The following is a 20638-nucleotide window of genomic DNA, read 5'->3' on the forward strand; positions in this document are numbered from 1 at the left end:
AATAATCACACAACTGCCAACAAGACCGCAGTCAGATAATTTCCTTCTGGAAAAGAAGTTAATGTAGGATGACAACTTGCTGGGCCATAAACACCTAAAATGCGAGCTTGCTTTCCTACAGCCACTGCTTGAGCACTGACCAAAGAACAAAATTCTTGCGATGAAAGTGCTGAAGAGCAATTACATGTCATTAATAAAGAACCTGGTTTCATGTACTTAAATACTTCACGGTGCAAGAATCGATAATAGTTTTTAGCGCGCTCAACATGTTGTTTTGAAGGAACCAATTTAGGGGGATCCAAAATAACGAGATCGTAATCCCCTGCTTTTGTTAAATACTCGCGGGCATCTGCTTCAATAAACTCAATCTGGGTCACATCATTTAATGCAGCATTTTTCTGCGCTTGAGCGATTGCTTGGGCAGAACTATCCACAGCAGTTACTTTTGAGGCCCCAGCTCGCGCAGCATGTAAAGCAAAACCACCACTATAACAATAAAGATCTAATACGTTTTTTCCTTTGGATAATTGAGCAATACGCTGATGATTCTCTCGTTGGTCAAGAAACAGTCCTGTTTTTTGTGCTTGAGCAAATTCAACTTCATAAATAACTCCTGCTTCAAGAACTTTAGTATCGTATTGTTTCTCTTGTGCAGTAATTTGTTTCCAGCCGTCCTGACCCAATGGTTTATTTTGCGGCATCCAAACAATTTGATCTTCAGGAAATAAATTTTGCAAAGCGTGAATGATAATTTCTCGATTGAGTTCAACCCAATAAGCGGAGCTGGCAACGACACAAATCTGATTAAATCGATCAATCGTTAATCCTGAAAGACCATCCGCTTCACTATTAAATAAACGATAAGCAGTGGTTTTTTCATTAGGTAGATTCAAACATTCTCTAACCTGTTTTGCCTGATTTAAACGATGTGCAATCAAGGAATGTAAATTGCCTCTATCTATGGATTCATTTGCGAGAGCCAATACTCTAACTCTGTAGAGAGAATGTTCATTATAAACACCTACACCAATAAGCTCCTCATCTGCATTATAAATATCAATCAAATGTCCTGTGACTAATTTCCCATGAGTTTTTGCAATGGCCTTGGGGAATATCCAGGGATGGCCGCGTAATACGGTGTTTTGTTTTGCCTTAAGCAAAATAACCTTTGCATTCATTTTTCTATTTCCCAAAGAACAAAAATCGGCTAATCTACACAAAGAACGATAGACCTGCAATAGTTCATAATTTTATAAAGCCTAAAAAAGCAGTTCCCGCTCAATTTAACTGAAAAAATAAGAATTAGGGACAGTGATGCCACAAACAATAAAAAAACATTTTATCTCCTTTTTTATAACCAATGTTTTAACAATTAACACATTTTGGTAATCAATATGGAAAATACACAAAAGTTCTCTTATGGACTCACGTTAGGAGCTTTAGGAGTTGTGTTTGGTGACATAGGCACCAGCCCATTATATGCCTTAAAAGTCACTATGGATAATCTCCCTATTTCTCAAACTACTATTATGGGAGTACTCTCACTTATATTTTGGTGTTTGATTATTATTATTTCATTCAAATACTTAATCATGATTTTTCGGGCAGATAATGATGGAGAAGGAGGAATTCTTGCCCTTTTAGCGCTGATGAAATATAAAAGCACTCGATATGTACCCTTATTTTATATTGTTGCAATTTTTGGAGCCGGCTTACTCTTAGGTGACGGCATGCTTACGCCAGCCATATCGGTAGTCAGTGCCGTAGAGGGTCTCAGTACGCTTTCGGACTCATTTACACCCTACATTCTACCCATTGCAGGAGTGATTCTAATCTTTCTTTTCATGCTGCAATCAAGAGGAACGGGCAGCATAGGAAATCTATTCGGCCCATTTATACTTATCTGGTTTATAACCATCGCTGTACTCGGAATAGTACAAATAGTAAAAGCCCCAATCGTGTTAGAAGCAATCAATCCTTACTATGCTTTTGCTTTGATACAGGAGACAGGATTTAAAGGATATTTATTATTGGGAGGAATCTTTCTCGTTGTTACAGGAGGAGAGGCACTGTATGCCGATATAGGACATTTTGGAAAAAATCCCATTCGTGCCAGTTGGTTTGCGGTTGTTCTTCCCTGCTTGGTATTAAATTACTTTGGCCAAGGTGCTAATTTACTCTTACACCCTCAAGCGATTAGTAATCCTTTTTATATGATTGCACCTCAATGGTTTTATATTCCATTAATTATTCTTGCTACTATTGCAACAGTAATCGCGTCACAAGCAGTTATTTCAGCTACCTTTTCTTTAACAAAACAAGCTGTTTTGCTAGGTCTATGCCCTCGTATACCTATCGTGCAAACATCCAAGGAATTTTCCGGGCAAATTTATGTACCTCAAATTAACATTATTTTATTTATTGGAACTATCACCTTTTGTTTTGCATTCAGAACATCAGATAATTTAGCTCACGCCTATGGAATCGCTGTAAATGCATACATGCTCCTGATTGATGCAATGGTTGCTTATGCAGCCTTATCGATTTGGAAATGGTCAAAATTTAAAGTCACTGTGATATTCGGATTATTTCTCACGATAGATTTTGCATTTCTTGGTTCAAATTTACATAAGTTTTTAACAGGTGGTTGGGTCCCAGTCACCTTTGCTTTACTGATAGCAACCATTATGTATACCTGGAAATTTGGCTTGGAATACTTGCGTGAAAATTATTACATGAATAAAGATGATATTTCCAAGATTCTCAGACAACTAGAATACAAGAGTTTGAATCAACTTACCGATTTAACAGCAATTTTTATTACCGATGTTTATGATAAAAGCGGTGGGAGCTTTCTCCACTTCCTCAAGTTAAGCCGCGCTGTTCCAGAACGTGTTCTTATTGTTAATTATATTGTAGACAACATACCGTATGTTCATTACAGCCAACGTTATGAAATTACCTGCTTGCATGAAAAAGTTTTTAATCTCACCTTACATTTTGGATTTATGGAAACTATTTCGATACCCAGAGCTTTGGAACGAGCCTCTAACAAAAACTTGTTCCCCTTCAAGTTAAATGTTGACCGTGCTACCTATATGGTGGAAATTCCCAATATTACCGCATCCAAATCAAAAAAATCATTAACCTTCTATTGGCAAGAAAAATTATTTGCTTTTTTAATACGCAACTACTCGGCTAATTTAAATATCGACTTTTATAAATTACCGTACAATAGAACGATGGCAATTGGCACTTATTATATTATGTAATCTCAGGAGTTTTTTATGTGGTTTAACAACGCATTAATCTATCAATATGAGTTGGATGAAGCTGGTGATTTAACAGCTTCCTTGGCTGAAAATATTCTAAAACCTTGTCCCCCTCATGCTCGTTTTGTTTATGGCTGGCTTCCTGCCTTTGCGGATGAAATGGTTCAAGAAATAGCCGGTAGTTCGCTAATTTGTATGGGCAAGGAAGAACGTCTACTGCCACGTGGCGTGATCAATAAAATGTTGGCTGAAAAAGTACAAGTCCTTGAAACGCAACAAGGTCGCCCAGTGAAACGTGCTGAAAAAGCACAGATGGCTGAAGACATCGAATTTGAATTATTGCCTAAGTCATTTTGCATTCAGAAAAAAATGTTTGCCATCCTTGATAGCGTCAGCAAAAGAATAATAGTTAATGCTTCAAGTAACAACCAAGCAGCACAACTCACTTCTCTTTTGCGTAAATCAGTCGCTGGCATCTCGATTGAACCAATTTCTCATACAGAAAATCTTGCCTTACGTTTTGCCGAATGGATTCAATCTCCTAGCACCCTTCCTAATCATTTTCAATTAGCGTCTGATTGCTTACTTTTTTCTCTTGATGATGAAAAAAAACGAGTGCATTGCAAGGGTTATGAACTCCCAGCAGAAGAAATCTTAACGTTATTATCTCAAGGTATGGGAACGGCTGAAATTTCGTTAATCTGGAAAGAACGAATTCAATTGACTCTAACCCATGATTTTAGCTTTAAAAAGCTTAAAAGCCTTGATCTTCTACTCGATGATTTTAATGACATTAAACAACTTGATGAAGAATACCAACAACGTGATGCAGCACTTGCTTTATTATCCGGTGAGCTACGTGAACTAACTCATGATCTTTTAGTTGCTCTTGCGGTAAAAGAAAAAGAACCCGAATTAGAAGTGATCGCATAAAATACATCGAAGGGAGCAGCATTTGATAATGCTCCCTTTTTCATCTGTTCTTACCAAGATACTTTATTAATTGAGCTCTTTCTGTAGAAAATGAAATAAAGAGACATCAGATAAATATTTTTAGTCATACTTTGTAGCCTGGGTGAAGGCGTAAGCCGTAACCCGGGTTACGGCTGTGCCTTCACCCAGGCTACAATGCTACCTATCACTCAACCATCGGTTCTCATGATTTAGAACTAGAGTATTTAAACAATTCTGTCCATTTTAGTTGTGTGATAAGTTGCCTGATAAACAGCAAACGCTTCGTCTGCTGCTTTTTTGAAACCTAAGGCCATATTAGCATGATACATCACTACCAAAGCCAGTTTTGCACTTGGTGCTTGTGGGTAGTTTTTTACGACATAACTTGCTCTATTGATCGCTGCAACATACATCTTACGTTTAAAATAGAATGTCGCGACATTCAATTCATGTTGTGCAAACATATTACGTAAATAGATCATACGCTGCAATGCATTTGCTTTATATTTACTGTCAGGAAATTTTTGAATCAAAATACCGAAATCAGAATAAGCTTGGGTTTGTGTTCCAGGATCTCTCCAAGACTCATCCAGTGGTAAGAATTTTGCAAAAACCCCGCGGGTTTGTTGGAAATTCGCCATTCCTTTCATGTAATACGCATAATCTACATTTTTAGCGCGTGGATAAAGATGAATAAATCGCTCTGCAGTAGCTGCAGCTGAGGGATAATCTTCATTTTTATAATAAGCGTAAATCAATTGCATTTGTGAGTGTTCAGTATAATCACTAAATGGATACATTGTTTCTATCGCTTCAAGATGCTTTATTGCTGTTGAATATTCTTTTTTACGTAAGTCCTTTTGGGCTTCCGTATTTAGCTGCTCCGCGGTCATGCCTTTATAAGGATTATTATCTTCATCTTCTTTTCCCCACCATGTCTTGCATGCAGATAAAGATACCATAAGACCTATTAGGAACAACATTTGAATTCGTTTCATAAACTACACCTAACCTATTTATAAAATATACATCTGTTGTATCTACAACAGTCACAAAATTTGGAACATTATACCTAGGACTATATAATTTGCGAACATTCTTGTGTTTTTTTTAAAGAGCGAAAAAAATAAAAATCGTACCACTGAAAAAGTACTCTATAATCGCAGAGAATATTAAAAAAATGTTTGCAAAACCAGAGTCGTTAGGATAGTATTCTCGCCTGGAGAGATGGCAGAGCGGTCGAATGCGGCGGTCTTGAAAACCGTTGAAGGGCAACCTTCCCAGGGTTCGAATCCCTGTCTCTCCGCCAAGTTTTTTACTTTCAGTAATCCAGCCTTTCTTAGAAAATAATTTGTCCTGTAAATACCATTATTTTCAAGCATAAAATTAAAGAAATTATCAGTATTGAAATTATTTAAGCCGTTGGTATAGTTACTCTACCTAACGTTAATGGAGAGCTACATGTTAAGGAATTCAATGAATCGTTTTGGCAGTATTACGAAACTACTGCATTGGTTAATTTTTATTCTAATTGCCGCCCAATTTTATTTTGTCTGGTCTCTTAGTGACAACTCTCCTCTGACACCACTCTATATGATGTTGCATAAATCAGTGGGTGTAACTATTTTAGTACTCGGGCTCCTATTTTATATTTGGCATATTATAAGTATCAAACCCCTACCTCCAGAGAATCAACCACGATGGCAATACATTATTTCTAAATTGGTCCACCACCTGCTTTTTATTCTTATAATACTGATGCCAATCGTTGGCTACATAATGACATGCTCTGATGGTAAACCGATTAACTTTTTTGGTTGGTTCACTATACCCTGCCTAATCACAGAAAATGAGCAACTTGGTAGTATAATGTTCTCAACCCACGAAACAATTGCCTTTATTATCCTGGCTCTTGTTGGACTTCATTTTCTTGCGGCTCTCTATCATCATTTCATTCGCAAAGATGATGTATTAAAGCGCATGCTTCCTTTTACTTCGAATAAGTAGCTCCTAATACTTAAAAGAAAAATAATCATTACATTGGAAATTTGCCTCGAGTAAAGAAAAATCTTTACTCGAAGCATTAACTTTATTGTTGGAGTACATAACTAGGAGGCGCCGTAGGAGTTATTCCATCAATTTGGTTTGAAGCATCTTGAAATCCTGGATACATAGGAGGTTCGTGCGTAGAGGCTTGATACATCTGAGGTTGATACGGTTGATACATAGGAGCTTGATATAGAGGAACCTGAGGTTGTTGATAATAAACTGGGACATAAATCACTGTAGGAGGAGGCGGTGTAAAGTCAAAATGTAGGCCACCAATATCAACTGCATTCATCTCGCCTTTACGTATTTGTCTTAATTCAGTGAGTAATTTCTGAATTTTATCATCACGATTGAAAAAGGAAGGTATAGACTTTTCTTTACCCAATAATTCTGTCATTTCGGCCTGTTTTGCAATCATAGCTAATTTTACTGCTACAGGATCTATATTTTTTCTTCGTAAAGCCTCTTCCTCTGAAGTCGTTAATCTAAACCGGTCTGGATCATTGGGTTCCATAGACTCTTTGTTAGCGGATTTGTTGGAGGAATCATAGAGGAGGCTCATTGCAAAACAGCCAACACCTGCACCAATGATGCTAAGTAGCACCGTTCCCATAATTACTACACCAACTGGATTAAATCCTGCTGCTACAGCAAGGGCAATTAATGGTACAGCGCCAAAATTAAGCGTTAAATAAGCTGAGCCGGCACCAAATCCAATGGAAGTAGCTAACATTAATGCGCCCTTCAGCCATCCTTCACCATAAAAAAAGCGGTCTACGCTGTCTGCAAACTCATATAACATATAAACCAAAGCAATAGTAGCTAAAACTACAGCAATCAAAGCTAAAGCGATAACCAGCAAAGCCATGATCAATTTACCCAAATCATCATTTGATTTTGAACCATGGCCATGGCTATGTGAAGACCCGAAACAACTATCTCCATGATAATGAGAATCATGAACTATAGATTTTATGAGTAAATAATTTAAAAGCGCTGAATCGTTGCAGTTGTAGTTGTTATACTCATGAATCTCAAATTTAATTGACGGATTAAATTGAGGCATTGGAGGATTAAACACACTCTGCTGTTGATGACGCATTCTTTGATGTATAGGCAAAGTCCGAAAAAGTGTATTAAAAGCATAAACTGCTTTACCTTTTTCATTAAAATCTAGAAGATGAAACGGGCTTTTACTCTGGCCAGATTCCATGGCATTTACTAGCGCAGAATACATTTCAGCATACATTTGATCACGATCTAACCCACGCTTAGAAGCATTTTCATAATGGATTAGTACCTGTCCATATAATAACTTTAATTTTTGATCAGTAAACTTAGAACTTAAATCAGGCATAGCATTTTACTCCTATAAATGGGTTATATAGGCAAACGCTGCTATCCTGATCCTAGGATATTAATTTTTTTTGGAATGAAAAAATCAAGAAACCATGAAGCTCAAGCTAACACATTTGTCTATAAAACCTAGTGTCTTACAATTTGTGCTCGATTAATTAAACTTTTTACATACAAGTCATAATCCATCATGCCATAGCTTGCTTCGATTTGTTGAATTAAGCTGTCTTGCTGCTCCCTGTCTAAAGTACTTAATTTGCCATCATGAATCTGTTTTAGTCTTACTACGACATAATCACCATTCGGCATAACAAGACCATCTCGACTTTCAGGTCGTAATAAATTGAATGCCATGTCATTAATATCTGTATCTACCTTATCATTGTCACGAGTCGATTTAACCACAGATTTCCATGATAAATTGTTACTACTTATTAATTCTTGTTGTTTCTTATCTTCAACTGGGTTTAATAAATTCATCCCTACTTCTTTCGCTTTAGATTCAGCAATTTTTTTAACCAAAATTTTGCTGATTTGATCTTGAACCGCTTCTAAAGACTGTTCCTTTTCCGCCCAATGCTGGTCAACCCTGATAACAACAACTGAGTCATTATCAATTTGTATCGGTTCGCTGTTATTTCCTAAATCAAGCACATCATGACTAAATGCCGTATTAAGTACTTGTTTATTTTTTGTAAGATTATCTGTACCGCCTGATCGTGCAAAAGGTTGTGTTTTTTCAATTTTTAAATTTAATGCGTCAGCTACTGGTTGAAGTGAGTCTGGGGATTGATAACTTAAATCCGACAATTGTTCCATAGCTTGTGTATATTTAGTCTGAGCAGCTTCAGCAACCAATTGTTCTTTAATCGACGAGCCCACTTCAGAAAAAGATTTGGTTGAAACAGGTTTGTACGCAATTAGTTTAAAAATTTCATATCCATGTTTCGTTCTTTCAGGTGGAGAAATCTGTCCTGGCTTAGTTAAATTAGATAAAATTCGATTGTAATTATTTTGTCCGCTCGCTGTAATCCAGGGAAGAACGCCTTTGTCAGCTATAGAAAGCTTATCATCTGACATTGTTGAAACGAGCTGTTCGAATTGTTCCGGATTTTTTTGCAATAACTGATATGCATTATTTGCTTTCTTCTGGATTTTATCCGAATCAGATTGACTCGCATTCTCTGGAACAGCAAATAAAATATGAGCGACTTGCCAGCTTGCTGGTATCAAATAGTTACTTTGATTTTCTTCATAATATCGTTTTGCATCATCATCGGATATTTTAATTTTGTTCTTAATGTCATGCATGGATAAAGTCACATAATCCAAGCTGACTTTTTCAGGGGTCATAAATTCTTTTTTATGCTTTTTATAATAATCAGCAACCTCTTCTGCAGAAACATGAGCATCTTTTTCAAAGGCAGAAGCCTGAATCGTTAAATAATCATAGTCTCTGCTTTGCATATACAAACTTACAAAACGATCAATTTCATCAGGTAAAGCAAAGGAGCTACCCATAAAAGCAAATCGTTGCTGGTTTAATAGCATTCCTTGTTTTACTTCATTTTGAAAACTTGATTGTGTAAATAAGGCGGCATTTAATGCCTGTTGATATTTCTGGGCTGAAAAATGACCGTCTTCCTGAAATTGAGGAATACTCAAAATTGCTGCATTTGCTTGATTTGCACTAACGTTGAAGCCATTCTTACCTGCAGCTTGTACTAAAACCTCATTGGTAATCATTTGATCCAACACTTGGTTTTGCAATTTTTTTTCATCAGCAGCAGTCATTTGTTCAACATCTTGCATGGAACGGGCGCGTCTGTAATTGTTTTCAAAAGCTTGCAGTGTTAGAGGCTGACCATTAACGGTCACCTTAGAGTTTGTCGTTTGACGCGATTGTAGATAATAATCCACACCAAAAAGTGTAAACGTAATACCGATTAAGATCACTACTAACCAAGCTACAACACCCTGTATACGTTCATTTAACTTTTGTAACATGTCCCAAGATCCATATTAATAATTAAAGCTTTATTCATTTTAGCGAGGGATTATAACCCAGACTGAAAAAAATCAAAACGAAAACAACAGTTCATCTATTCAGCAAAAATTTTCTTTTAAAACCAGTAAGAAAATTAACGTTGAAATAATTAATATTACTTCTTTTGCATATCTTTACCCGACATTTCTCTAAATAATAAAACAGAGATTAGGAAAAAATAGAGTCTGAAGTAAACACTTCTTTCCAGATAAAAAAAACGCGCCTTTCGGCGCGTTAATCTGGCGGAGTGGACGGGGCTCGAACCCGCGACCCCCGGCGTGACAGGCCGGTATTCTGACCAACTGAACTACCACTCCATTTCTTGGTGGGTGCTGTAGGGATCGAACCTACGACCCTCGCCTTGTAAGGGCGATGCTCTCCCAGCTGAGCTAAGCACCCTGAAAACTTATGCTTCTTGCACCGCTTCTTTCAGGTTTTTACCCGCTTTAAACTTGGCTACTCGTGACGCTTTAATTTGAATAATTTTACCAGTTTGTGGGTTTCTACCTGTACGTGCTGAACGATTGCCTGTTGAAAAAGATCCGAAACCAGGTATTACTACTTGATCACCGCTTCTTAAAGCATCAGTAATAGTACTAGTAAAAGTTTCGAGAACACGGCTGGCGTCAGCTTTTGTTAAACCCGAACCACTTGCTATAGCATCAACTAATTCGCTCTTATTCATTGCTTCCCCTATACAGTTAATCTTCCATACTTCAAGTTAATTTAATTAAACTCATCAAATTAACCGGTCAAGTAGTTACATCCTTGCAGTGCCCGCTAGTGGCGGGCTACGAAACGAAATATACCTCTTATTAATGGGTATGTAAATCATTATTTTTAATTTTTTTTGATCTTTTACCCACTAAAGCTTCAGATTGTACATTTGTTGGCTGTTCTACCCAAGGACTGCGTTGTAAAGCCAGTTCTAGAACCTGTTCTATGGTCTTAACTGGATGTATTTTTAGCTTACGTAAAATATTATCTGGAATCTCTTCCAGGTCTTTTACATTTTCCTCAGGAATAATGACATGCTTAATTCCGCCTCGATGAGCTGCCAATAATTTCTCTTTAAGACCCCCAATTGGCAACACCTGCCCTCTCAACGTTATTTCTCCTGTCATCGCTACATCTGCTTTAACAGGGATATGCGTCACTACAGAAACCAAAACTGTACACATACCAATACCCGCACTTGGGCCGTCCTTAGGAGTAGCTCCTTCAGGAACATGAACATGAAAATCATTCTTGTCATAAAAATCATCGGCCAAGCCAAAATTTTTAGCTCTGCTTCGTACAACAGTCATTGCAGCGTGAATGGACTCCTGCATGACCTCACCCAATTGACCTGTATGCGTTACTTTGCCTTTACCTGGCATCATTGATGCTTCAATTGTTAGCAATTCTCCGCCCACACTTGTCCAGGCTAAACCTGTAACCTGACCCACCTGATCAAACTCTTCAGCCAAGCCATATCGAAATTTTTTCACACCCAAATACTTTTCAATATTACTTGTAGTTACGTTCATTTTTTTAACTTTTTTATTAGATAGAATTTCTTTAACGACTTTTCTACAAATACTCGCAATATCTCGTTCTAAGTTACGAACACCTGCCTCTCGAGTGTAGTGACGAATAACTTCTCGAATTGCACCTTCGCTAATATGAATTTCTTGATTGCTCAAACCATTCAAGACGACTTGTTTTGGAACAAGATATTTATCAGCAATACTTACTTTTTCATCTTCTGTATAACCCGCAAGTCGAATCACTTCCATTCTATCTAATAAAGGAGCAGGAATTTCCAGTGAATTCGCTGTCGCAATAAACATAACATCACTCAAATCATAATCTACTTCTAGATAATGATCGTTAAACGTGTGGTTCTGTTCTGGATCCAGCACCTCAAGTAGTGCTGCAGCAGGGTCGCCACGGAAATCCATAGCCATTTTATCCACTTCATCCAACATAATGAGTGGATTTTTTACCCCGGCCTTACATAATTTTTGGATAATTTTTCCTGGCATAGATCCTATATAAGTTCTTCTATGTCCTCGAATCTCTGCTTCATCTCTTACGCCACCCAAAGCTATACGAATAAATGTACGACCTGTAGCATTCGCAATGGATTGTCCTAATGAAGTTTTACCAACCCCAGGAGGTCCAACAAGACAAAGTATTGGCCCTTTTAATCGTTTCACACGTTGTTGAACAGCCAGATATTCGATAATACGTTCTTTAACCCGTTCAAGGCCGTAATGTTCTTTATCTAATAATTTTTCTGCTTTGAGTAAATCAAATTGAATTTTAGTTCTCTTTTTCCAGGGTACCGCAAGCATCCAATCGAGATAGTTGCGTATAACCGTTGCCTCAGCAGACATAGGTGACATCATTTTCAATTTATGAAGTTCAGCTAGCGATTTTTCTTTTGCTTCTTTGGGCATCCCAGCTTTGTTAATGGAATTTTCCAATTGTTCAATTTCATTTCCTTCTTCGCCCAGCTCGCCCAACTCTTTTTGAATTGCTTTCATTTGCTCGTTGAGATAATACTCTCGCTGACTTTTTTCCATTTGTCGCTTAACACGTCCTCTCACACGTTTTTCAACATGTAACAAGTCAATTTCATTTTCTATAGCAGACATTAAACGCTCAAGACGAGTACCCACATCTAGAGTTTCTAGTAACTCTTGTTTATCATCTACCTTCAATGTCAGATGGGCAGCTATAGTGTCAGCTAAACGGCCTGGCTCTTCTATTCCGGCAAGGGGTGATAAAACCTCGGGTGGAATTTTTTTATTTAGCTTGATGTATTGCTCAAACTGCGACATTAAGGATCGCATTAAAATACCGGTATCTGGTTCTTGTACCGCAGCATTTTCATCTTCCAATAATTCAAGATCAGCTTCTAGATATCCTTTGGTCTGATTGTATTCCTTTGCTTTTGCACGCTTTTCGCCTTCGACTAAAACTTTTACGGTTCCGTCCGGTAATTTCAATAATTGCAGAACACTTGATAACGTTCCAACTTGAAAAATATCAGCTTCACCAGGATCGTCATTAGATGATTTTTTCTGTGCAACTAAAAAAATTTGCTTACTATCAACCATTGCCGCTTCTAAAGCTTTAATTGATTTTCCTCGCCCAACAAACAGAGGAATAACCATATGAGGGTAGACCACTACGTCTCTTAATGGCAATACAGGTATATCTGACAGTTTTTCTGCCTCATTCGAAGTCTCTATAATTTCAGTGGACATAATGAACCCTTATTCAAACGAAAACTCTATTTAAAATTCACGCTACTACTAATTATAATTTAAAAGGAAGGGAGAGTTATTGCAAGAAATCAAAGCGCTATAATTAAGAAAGTTGCCTAAAGGACTCTCTCCTGCACTAAACAGGAGAGGAGTAAAAATCTTACTCTTGACCACCTGCTGCACTCTTCATCCCTTCTTGCTCATAAATAAGGATAGGTTTTGATGAACTATTTACAGCACTTTCATCAACCACAACCTTAATTACTCCTTCAAGAGAAGGTAATTCATACATGGTGTCTAAAAGAATATTTTCAAGTATAGCACGTAAACCTCGTGCTCCCATTTTTCGTTCTAGAGCCTTTTTAGAAATTGCTACTAGTGCTTCTTCTCTAAATTCAAGCTCGACTCCTTCCATTCTGAACAGCGACTGGAATTGCTTAGTCAAAGCATTTTTAGGATTCGTTAAAATATCAATAAGAGCTGATTCATCCAGCTCTTGCAAAGTGGCAACTACAGGCAATCGACCCACAAACTCGGGTATTAATCCATATTTAATCAGATCATCTGATTCTAATTGATTCAATACCTTAGATATTTCATCACTGCTTTCTTTTTTATTTTTCAATTGTGCAGAGAATCCAATGCCTGACTTATCACTTCGCTCTCTTATTACTTTTTCCAATCCAGCAAAAGCACCACCACAAATAAATAAAATATTTGAAGTGTCAACTTGTAAAAACTCTTGTTGTGGATGTTTACGACCACCTTGTGGTGGCACTGAAGCAATAGTACCTTCAATTAGCTTTAAGAGTGCCTGTTGCACTCCCTCACCAGAAACATCTCGTGTAATCGACGGATTATCAGACTTACGTGATATCTTATCAATTTCATCAATATAAACGATTCCATGCTGAGCTTTATCAACATCATAATCACACTTTTGTAAAAGTTTTTGGATAATATTTTCTACATCTTCACCTACATAACCTGCTTCAGTAAGTGTAGTTGCATCGGCCATAGCAAATGGAACATTGAGAATTCGAGCTAATGTTTGTGCTAAAAGTGTTTTCCCGCTTCCAGTTGGACCTATAAGTAAAATATTACTTTTTCCAAGCTCAACACCATCTTCACTTTTATGTTGTAATCGCTTGTAATGATTATACACAGCTACGGACAAGACTTTTTTTGCATGAGATTGTCCTATGACGTACTCATCCAAGAAGTTTGAAATTTCTTTGGGTGATGGCAAACGTACTTCTGCTTCTTCATGAGCTTCATGTGTTTCTTCGCGAATAATATCATTACAGAGCTCAACACATTCATCACAGACAAATACAGAAGGACCAGCAATCAATTTTTTAACTTCATGTTGGCTCTTTCCGCAAAAAGAACAATACAAAACTTTATCGCCACTTCCGTTACCGGATTTACTCATAACCAAACCCCTTCTTACAACGATTATCGGAAAAATAGATAATATATGTAAAATATTAGTCAATCAGAAAAAGATATGCCACTGTTTTTCATGTAACTATTTTTTTAAAAACAAAACGAAATACGAAAAAGTAATAAAGACTCAATATAAAAGGACCCCTAATCGCATTCCTAGCCCGGGTGCAGCGAAGCGGAACCCTGTAAATCTGAACCAAACCCAGGTTCCGCTTCGCTGCACCTGGGCTAAGATACATTATAGTTCAGTTTTTTTGAATTTAAAGTAAACAATTACTCTGTTTTATTTACTGACTCTCGATCATAAAGCACCTTATCAACTAAGCCGTACTCAACAGCTTGTGTGGCACTCATAAAATTATCACGTTCTGTGTCACGCATAATTTGATCTGGTGTCTTTTTAGTATGATTTGCCATAATAGTATTTAAACGTTCTCTTACGGCTAAGGTCTCGCGAGCATGAATTTCGATATCAGTAGCTTGACCTCGATAACCACCTAATGGTTGGTGGATCATTACTCGTGAGTTTGGTAGACAGAATCTCTTGCCATCAGCTCCAGCGCAAAGCAATAAAGCAGCAGCGCTTGCTGCTTGCCCTATACACAAAGTGCTTACATCAGGTTTAATAAACTGTATGGTATCATAAATTGCTAAGCCAGCAGTTACTACACCTCCAGGAGAATTAATATAGAGAGAAATATCTTTTTCAGGGTTTTCAGACTCAAGAAACAACAATTGAGCAACTACTAAATTAGCCATATGGTCTTCAACTTCACCCAAAAGAAAGATAATGCGTTCTTTTAATAATCTCGAATAAATATCATATGAACGCTCACCACGTGAGGTTTGTTCAATAACCATTGGGACTAATCCACTGGCATTGCGAATTATGTTCTCTGAATATCCCGACATACAATTACTCTCCTTTTTTCTCAGTTGCTTCAGTTGCAGGCTTAGGATTCATTATTGAATCATAATCTTTATTTTTATATTTAATTTTTGCATCTTCAGCAATTTTATCTGCAACCATCTCTTCCATAACAATTGCTTCAATTTCAGCCATATGCTCTTTGCTACTTTGATACCAAGCACGCAACTCATCAGGATTCTCGTAAGCACTGGCAAATCGTTCAATTACAGCATTAACTTTATCTTTATCTGCAACAACTTGGTGTTTTTTAACGTACTCAGAGAAGAGTAAACCAAGATGAACGCGACGTTTTGCTTGCTCTTCAAACAGTTCACGAGGAAAATCAGGTATCTTTTCATTCTCATGATGCTCATGTCCAAAAAGACGATGATACATATCATGTTTCAAATGTTCGATTTCTTTATCAATTAAAGCTAGTGGCAATTCAATGACATTCACTTCCATTAATTTATCGAACAACTTTTCCCTATTCATCATACTGACGCGACGCTCTAATTCACGAGCCATATTCTCTTTAATATCTTTTTTCAGCGCGTCTATGCCGCCTTCTTTGATATTAAATTTCTCAGCAAAAGCTTCATCAAGCTCAGGTAATTTTCCTTCCATCACATTATGAAGTGTAATTTTGAAAACAGCTTCTTTACCTGCTAATTCTTTATGGCCGTAGTCAGCAGGGAAAGTAACTTTGATATCAAAAGATTTCTCTTTTTTATTACCAATAATTCCTTCTTCAAAACCAGGAATCATCGAGCCAGACCCAATAATTAATTCATGCCCTTTCGCACTACCACCATCAAAGAGTTTATCATCAAGAAACCCTTCAAAATCGATAACTACTTTGTCACCTTTTTTGACAGCTCGAGATACATCATGCCATTCTTTATTTTGCTCACGAAGTTTATCCAACATGTTTTCAACGTCTTTATCTGTTACTTCTGAACGAGCCAGTTCAACTGATGCTTGATTTAATTCAGCTACTTCAAATACAGGCATTACTTCAAATATTGCGGAATACTTGAAGTCTTTTCCTTTCTCTAGCTGCTCAGGTTCAACGGAAGGATAACCGGCAGGAACTAATTCATTTTTTTGTAATGCTTCAAACAATGTAGATTGCACCATGTCTCGAGCAACTTCTTCGCGAACACTTTGAGAATAGCGACTGACAACAACATGAAAGGGTACTTTACCAGGACGAAAACCATCAATTTTAACTTTGCGAGCAAGATTCTTGAGACGTAAGCTCACTTCTTCCTCAACTTTCTCTGAAGGCACAGAAACTGTGACCTTACGTTCCAAACCTTTTAGGGTCTCAACAGAAACTTGCATTAAAATCACCTCTTGGAATGTATAATGATAAATGGTGCGAAAGGAGAGACTCGAACTCTCACGGGTCGCCCCGCTGGAACCTAAATCCAGTGCGTCTACCAATTCCGCCACTTTCGCAAATCAGGTTGGATTATCAATCAGTAATTCAGTCTTGTAAAGACTCAGATAAAATCTTTAGCGATAAACCTTTTTTGTTTCTCTCATATGGGGTGAACGATGGGACTCGAACCCACGACAACCGGGATCACAACCCGGGGCTCTACCAACTGAGCTACGCTCACCATAAACTATATACCAGAAATTCTTATGAACAAGATCTGGGCTGGCACGCCCGGCAGGATTCGAACCTGCTACCCTCGGCTTAGAAGGCCGATGCTCTATCCAGATGAGCTACGGGCGCATCTTGGTCGGGGTAGAGGGATTCGAACCCCCGACATCCTGCTCCCAAAGCAGGCGCGCTACCAGACTGCGCTATACCCCGTAAAACCCGTCCCAAGGACAGAGCGCAGATGATACTAGGTGCCTTCATCAAGGTCAATATCTCTAATCATTTAATTTTAATTAATTTTACTTTATTGCTGCCGTTATTTAATTAGCTTGAACAAATCGTTATTTTTTAAGCCATGTAGCTGATTGTCCATACAAGCACTGTACTCACCTACTCGAATCTTCTTCCTTTTTCAGCTAGCATTGAGGTTCATTATTCATTTTACCTTGAAAATATGAAACTTAAATTGCTCCCTATCTTCGACAATCTGAATTACCTACATAAAAACCACGAGCATGTTGTATTGCCTGATATTTGTTTTCAAAATGATTTTAATTATGCGTTGAATTTTTTGAAAAGTTACACTGGCAGTCAAGGCACGTTCAATAGTTACCGTAGGGAAACGGAACGTTTATTACAATGGTCCTGGTTAATTAAAAATGTAACTATCAATGAATTGAAACGTGATGATATAGAGCAATACATTCATTTTTGCCAAAATCCACCCAAATCCTGGATCAGTTTAAAAAAAGTCCCTCGTTTTATTGAAAAAGATGGAAAACGTATTCCTAATGAAGAGTGGAGGCCCTTTGTAGTTACGTTAAGCAAATCTGCAATAAAAAACGGTCAAAAACCACAGATTGATCAATTCAATTTATCTCAAGGAGCCATTCAAGAAATATTTGCTATTTTAAGTACCTTATTTAATTTCTTAATTGCAGAAGAGTATCTGGTTTCTAATCCTGTTGCTCTAATTCGTCAAAAAAGTAAATTTATTCGTAAGCGCCAACATAATGCCCCCATACGACGATTGAGTTTGACACAATGGAGCGCTGTATTGGATGCCGCTGAATCCCTTGCCGAAGAATCCCCCCTGAAGCATGAACGCACTCGTTTTATGTTGAGTTTGTTGTTTGGCATGTATCTTCGTATATCTGAATTAGCAGCAAGTGATCGCTGGATCCCCAGTATGAATGATTTTGCCAAGGACAGTAATGGTCATTGGTGGTTCACAACGATAGGTAAAGGAAACAAAGAACGACAAATCGCAGTAAGCGAAGCAATGTTGGAAAGTTTGATGCGATGGCGTTGTTTCTTGGGATTATCTCCCCTCCCTTCTCCAGCAGATAATAGCCCACTTATTCCCAAAATTCGTGGGAACGGTCCTATGAGTGATACAGCACCGATACGCAGAATTATTCAGCGATGTTTTGACTTAGCAGGTGAGCAACTGCGCATAAAAGGCCATAATGAAGAGGCAGATAATTTAGCTGCAGCGACTGTCCACTGGCTTAGACATACCGGTATTTCTGAAGATGTTAAAATTCGTCCTCGTGAACATGTGCGAGACGATGCTGGCCATAGTTCTAGTGCAACAACAGATCGTTATATCGACATTGAAAAACAAGCTCGCTATCAGTCGGCCAGGAAAAAAACGATTGAGCCAGAACCAAGTTAAGCGGATTTATGTTAGAATTAAGAGAATATTGTAGCCTGGGTGCTGCGAAGAGAAATCCAGGAAATATGACGGCTGCTTTAAACCCGGGTTTCGCTTCGCAGCACCCAGGCTACAGTTTTTAATTTTTATATAACCACCTATATGGCTAAAGATTTATCATGCTTACTCTTCGTCAAATTACTTTAAGTCGTGGCAATAAAGTTTTATTAGATAAAGTTAATGTCACACTTTATGAAAAACAAAAAATAGGTCTTATTGGTCATAATGGCTGTGGCAAATCGACATTATTTGATTTTTTATTAAAAAAACTACACCCTGATACGGGTGATTTTTTAATTAATCCTCAACTTACCATCAGTCACTTATCTCAACAATTACCTGTCAGTGATGAAAAAGCACTGGATTTTGTATTGGGTGGTGATGAAGAATATCTTAAGTTGCTTCAACGCCTGAACGATGCAGAAGCAACAGGCAATGATGCTGAAGTGTTAGCATGCCATGAAGAGTTAAGTCATACCGGGGGCTACAGTAAACCAGCCCAAGCAGCAACGATTATGTCTGGCCTTGGTTTTATAGGTGAGCAACAACAGGCTTCCGTGAATAGCTTTTCCGGGGGTTGGAGAATGCGTTTAAGCCTCGCACGCTGCTTAATGAAACCGGCTGATTTACTTTTGCTGGATGAACCTACTAACCATTTAGACATGGAAGCTATTTTTTGGTTGGAACGTTTTTTAAGACAAAGCCCCTGCACTATTATTCTTATTTCTCATGACCGTGAATTTCTTGATGCTTTCGTTACTCATATTCTTCATATTGAGAAACAAAATCTAACGCTTTACAGTGGCGATTACAGTTGTTTCGAAAAAACACATGCACAACAATTGGCATTGCAACAAGCCATGTTTGAAAAACAACAAGCCAAAATTAATCATATGATGTCATTTGTCAATCGATTTAGAGCCAAAGCTACTAAAGCAAAACAAGCCCAAGGACGTCTAAAGGCCATTGAAAGAATGGAAATTATCGCTGCAGCGCAAGTAGATTCTCCCTTTTCTTTTGATTTTTTTCCATGCCCCCGAGCAGGTAATCCATTAATTCAGTGCAATATGGTCGATGCGGGATATCAATCTGAAAACCCTATATTAAAAAGAATCAATTTCTCACTCAATCCAGGGGACAGAATAGCCTTGTTGGGACCAAATGGCGAAGGAAAATCTACACTGATCAAGACATTAACTGGTTCTTTAACTCCTTTGAATGGTACAATTCACCGTGCAGTACATTTAAAGATTGGCTATTATGCACAACACCAAGTAGAACAGCTGGATTACAATTTAAGTCCAGTGGAAACAATCCAAGTTTTATCACCAGAAGCACGCGAACAAACTATTCGTGATTTTTTAGGTGGCTTTAATTTCACTGGTGATATGGCAGTACAACCCATTACTCACTTTTCCGGTGGTGAAAAAGCACGTTTAGCTTTGGCTAAACTCGTTTGGCTCAAACCCAATCTACTTTTGCTTGATGAGCCCACAAACCATTTGGATCTTGGGATGCGGTCCGCTATTGAGCTCGCATTGCAAAGCTATGAAGGTGCATTAATTCTTATCTCGCATGACCGTCATATGCTCAAAACCAGCGTCGATAATTTCTATCTGATTTACCAGAAGAAAGTGCAAGCGTTTGATGGGGACTTAGATGATTATTATTCATGGCTACAAGCTAAAGATTCAGTTAAAGAAAATTCAGCTACTTCAACTGCAACTGATTATAAAGAAAAGAAAACCTTACAAAATCGTTTGAAGAAACTGGAACAGTTGATTGAACAATATCAAGACGAACTTGCCAAACTGGATACTCAGCTAGGTGACCCAAGCATTTATGAAGACAGTACGCAACAAAATAAGCTCAATCAATTAGTACAAAAGCGTAGTTTTACTCATTCTTCTTTAAGTCAGACTGAAGAAGAATGGTTAGAAATTAGCACCAGTTTGGAAGATTTAGCTTAAACATGTAGCCTGGGTGCAGCGAAGCGGAACCCGGGAATATTG

General features: G+C 37.8%; 14 protein-coding genes and 7 tRNA genes. 6 read left to right on the top strand and 15 right to left on the bottom strand.

Annotated elements, in window-relative coordinates:
- Positions 1 to 5: 5 nt before the first annotated feature.
- Positions 6 to 1178: a class I SAM-dependent rRNA methyltransferase gene (locus Lstg_RS04450; protein WP_058476468.1), complete on the bottom strand. Its 1173-nt coding sequence runs from the start codon at positions 1176 to 1178 to the stop codon at positions 6 to 8.
- Positions 1179 to 1394: 216 nt separating this feature from the next.
- On the opposite strand from Lstg_RS04450, the gene Lstg_RS04455 reads away from it, so the two are divergent.
- Positions 1395 to 3272 carry a potassium transporter Kup gene (locus Lstg_RS04455; protein ID WP_058476469.1) on the top strand — a complete coding sequence of 626 codons (1878 nt, stop codon included), beginning with the start codon at positions 1395 to 1397 and terminating at the stop codon, positions 3270 to 3272.
- Between the two features lie 15 nt (positions 3273 to 3287).
- Entirely contained in the window at positions 3288 to 4205 is a 918-nt protein-coding gene (locus Lstg_RS04460) for a recombination-associated protein RdgC (RefSeq protein WP_058476470.1), read from the top strand.
- Between the two features lie 245 nt (positions 4206 to 4450).
- On the opposite strand, the gene Lstg_RS04465 is transcribed toward Lstg_RS04460, so the two are convergent.
- Positions 4451 to 5224 carry an outer membrane protein assembly factor BamD gene (locus Lstg_RS04465; protein WP_058476471.1) on the bottom strand — a complete coding sequence of 258 codons (774 nt, stop codon included), beginning with the start codon at positions 5222 to 5224 and terminating at the stop codon, positions 4451 to 4453.
- A gap of 223 nt (positions 5225 to 5447) precedes the next feature.
- On the opposite strand from Lstg_RS04465, the gene Lstg_RS04470 reads away from it, so the two are divergent.
- Positions 5448 to 5535 (top strand) — tRNA-Ser (locus Lstg_RS04470).
- Positions 5536 to 5687: 152 nt separating this feature from the next.
- Positions 5688 to 6233 carry a cytochrome b gene (locus tag Lstg_RS04475; protein WP_238585370.1) on the top strand — a complete coding sequence of 182 codons (546 nt, stop codon included), beginning with the start codon at positions 5688 to 5690 and terminating at the stop codon, positions 6231 to 6233.
- Positions 6234 to 6315: 82 nt separating this feature from the next.
- On the opposite strand, the gene Lstg_RS04480 is transcribed toward Lstg_RS04475, so the two are convergent.
- The 13 genes from Lstg_RS04480 to Lstg_RS04540 all read right to left on the bottom strand — a co-directional run bounded on the left by Lstg_RS04480 (position 6316) and on the right by Lstg_RS04540 (position 17122).
- Positions 6316 to 7632, bottom strand: coding sequence for a DUF1761 domain-containing protein (locus tag Lstg_RS04480; RefSeq protein WP_058476472.1), 1317 nt, complete (start codon positions 7630 to 7632; stop codon positions 6316 to 6318).
- A 128-nt stretch (positions 7633 to 7760) separates the two neighbouring features.
- Positions 7761 to 9638, bottom strand: coding sequence for a SurA N-terminal domain-containing protein (locus Lstg_RS04485; RefSeq protein ID WP_058476473.1), 1878 nt, complete (start codon positions 9636 to 9638; stop codon positions 7761 to 7763).
- Positions 9639 to 9918: 280 nt separating this feature from the next.
- Positions 9919 to 9995, bottom strand: a tRNA-Asp gene (locus Lstg_RS04490).
- 6 nt (positions 9996 to 10001) lie between these two features.
- Positions 10002 to 10077: transfer RNA gene (locus tag Lstg_RS04495), tRNA-Val, on the bottom strand.
- A 7-nt stretch (positions 10078 to 10084) separates the two neighbouring features.
- Complete coding sequence (locus Lstg_RS04500) at positions 10085 to 10363, bottom strand: HU family DNA-binding protein (RefSeq protein ID WP_010653977.1); 279 nt, start codon at positions 10361 to 10363, stop codon at positions 10085 to 10087.
- Positions 10364 to 10493: 130 nt separating this feature from the next.
- Complete coding sequence (gene lon / locus Lstg_RS04505; protein ID WP_058476474.1) at positions 10494 to 12935, bottom strand: endopeptidase La; 2442 nt, start codon at positions 12933 to 12935, stop codon at positions 10494 to 10496.
- Between the two features lie 160 nt (positions 12936 to 13095).
- On the bottom strand, positions 13096 to 14370 hold the full coding sequence (clpX, locus tag Lstg_RS04510) for an ATP-dependent Clp protease ATP-binding subunit ClpX (RefSeq protein WP_058476475.1): 1275 nt from the start codon (positions 14368 to 14370) through the stop codon (positions 13096 to 13098).
- A 287-nt stretch (positions 14371 to 14657) separates the two neighbouring features.
- On the bottom strand, positions 14658 to 15296 hold the full coding sequence (clpP, locus tag Lstg_RS04515) for an ATP-dependent Clp endopeptidase proteolytic subunit ClpP (protein WP_058476476.1): 639 nt from the start codon (positions 15294 to 15296) through the stop codon (positions 14658 to 14660).
- 4 nt (positions 15297 to 15300) lie between these two features.
- Positions 15301 to 16641: a trigger factor gene (tig, locus tag Lstg_RS04520; RefSeq protein ID WP_058476477.1), complete on the bottom strand. Its 1341-nt coding sequence runs from the start codon at positions 16639 to 16641 to the stop codon at positions 15301 to 15303.
- 32 nt (positions 16642 to 16673) lie between these two features.
- Positions 16674 to 16758 (bottom strand) — tRNA-Leu (locus tag Lstg_RS04525).
- A gap of 88 nt (positions 16759 to 16846) precedes the next feature.
- Positions 16847 to 16922, bottom strand: a tRNA-His gene (locus Lstg_RS04530).
- Positions 16923 to 16964: 42 nt separating this feature from the next.
- Positions 16965 to 17041 (bottom strand) — tRNA-Arg (locus Lstg_RS04535).
- A gap of 4 nt (positions 17042 to 17045) precedes the next feature.
- Positions 17046 to 17122, bottom strand: a tRNA-Pro gene (locus Lstg_RS04540).
- Positions 17123 to 17363: 241 nt separating this feature from the next.
- Here Lstg_RS04540 and Lstg_RS04545 point away from each other — a divergent pair.
- Both Lstg_RS04545 and Lstg_RS04550 read left to right on the top strand, forming a co-directional pair.
- Positions 17364 to 18587: a tyrosine-type recombinase/integrase gene (locus Lstg_RS04545; RefSeq protein WP_058476478.1), complete on the top strand. Its 1224-nt coding sequence runs from the start codon at positions 17364 to 17366 to the stop codon at positions 18585 to 18587.
- Positions 18588 to 18745: 158 nt separating this feature from the next.
- The gene (locus tag Lstg_RS04550) at positions 18746 to 20596 is read left to right on the top strand and encodes an ABC-F family ATP-binding cassette domain-containing protein (RefSeq protein ID WP_058476479.1); all 1851 of its coding nucleotides are present in this window, start codon (positions 18746 to 18748) and stop codon (positions 20594 to 20596) included.
- The last annotated feature ends 42 nt before the right edge of the window (positions 20597 to 20638 follow it).

Origin of the sequence: Legionella steigerwaltii, assembly GCF_001468065.1 — a bacterium.
GTDB lineage: Bacteria > Pseudomonadota > Gammaproteobacteria > Legionellales > Legionellaceae > Legionella > Legionella steigerwaltii.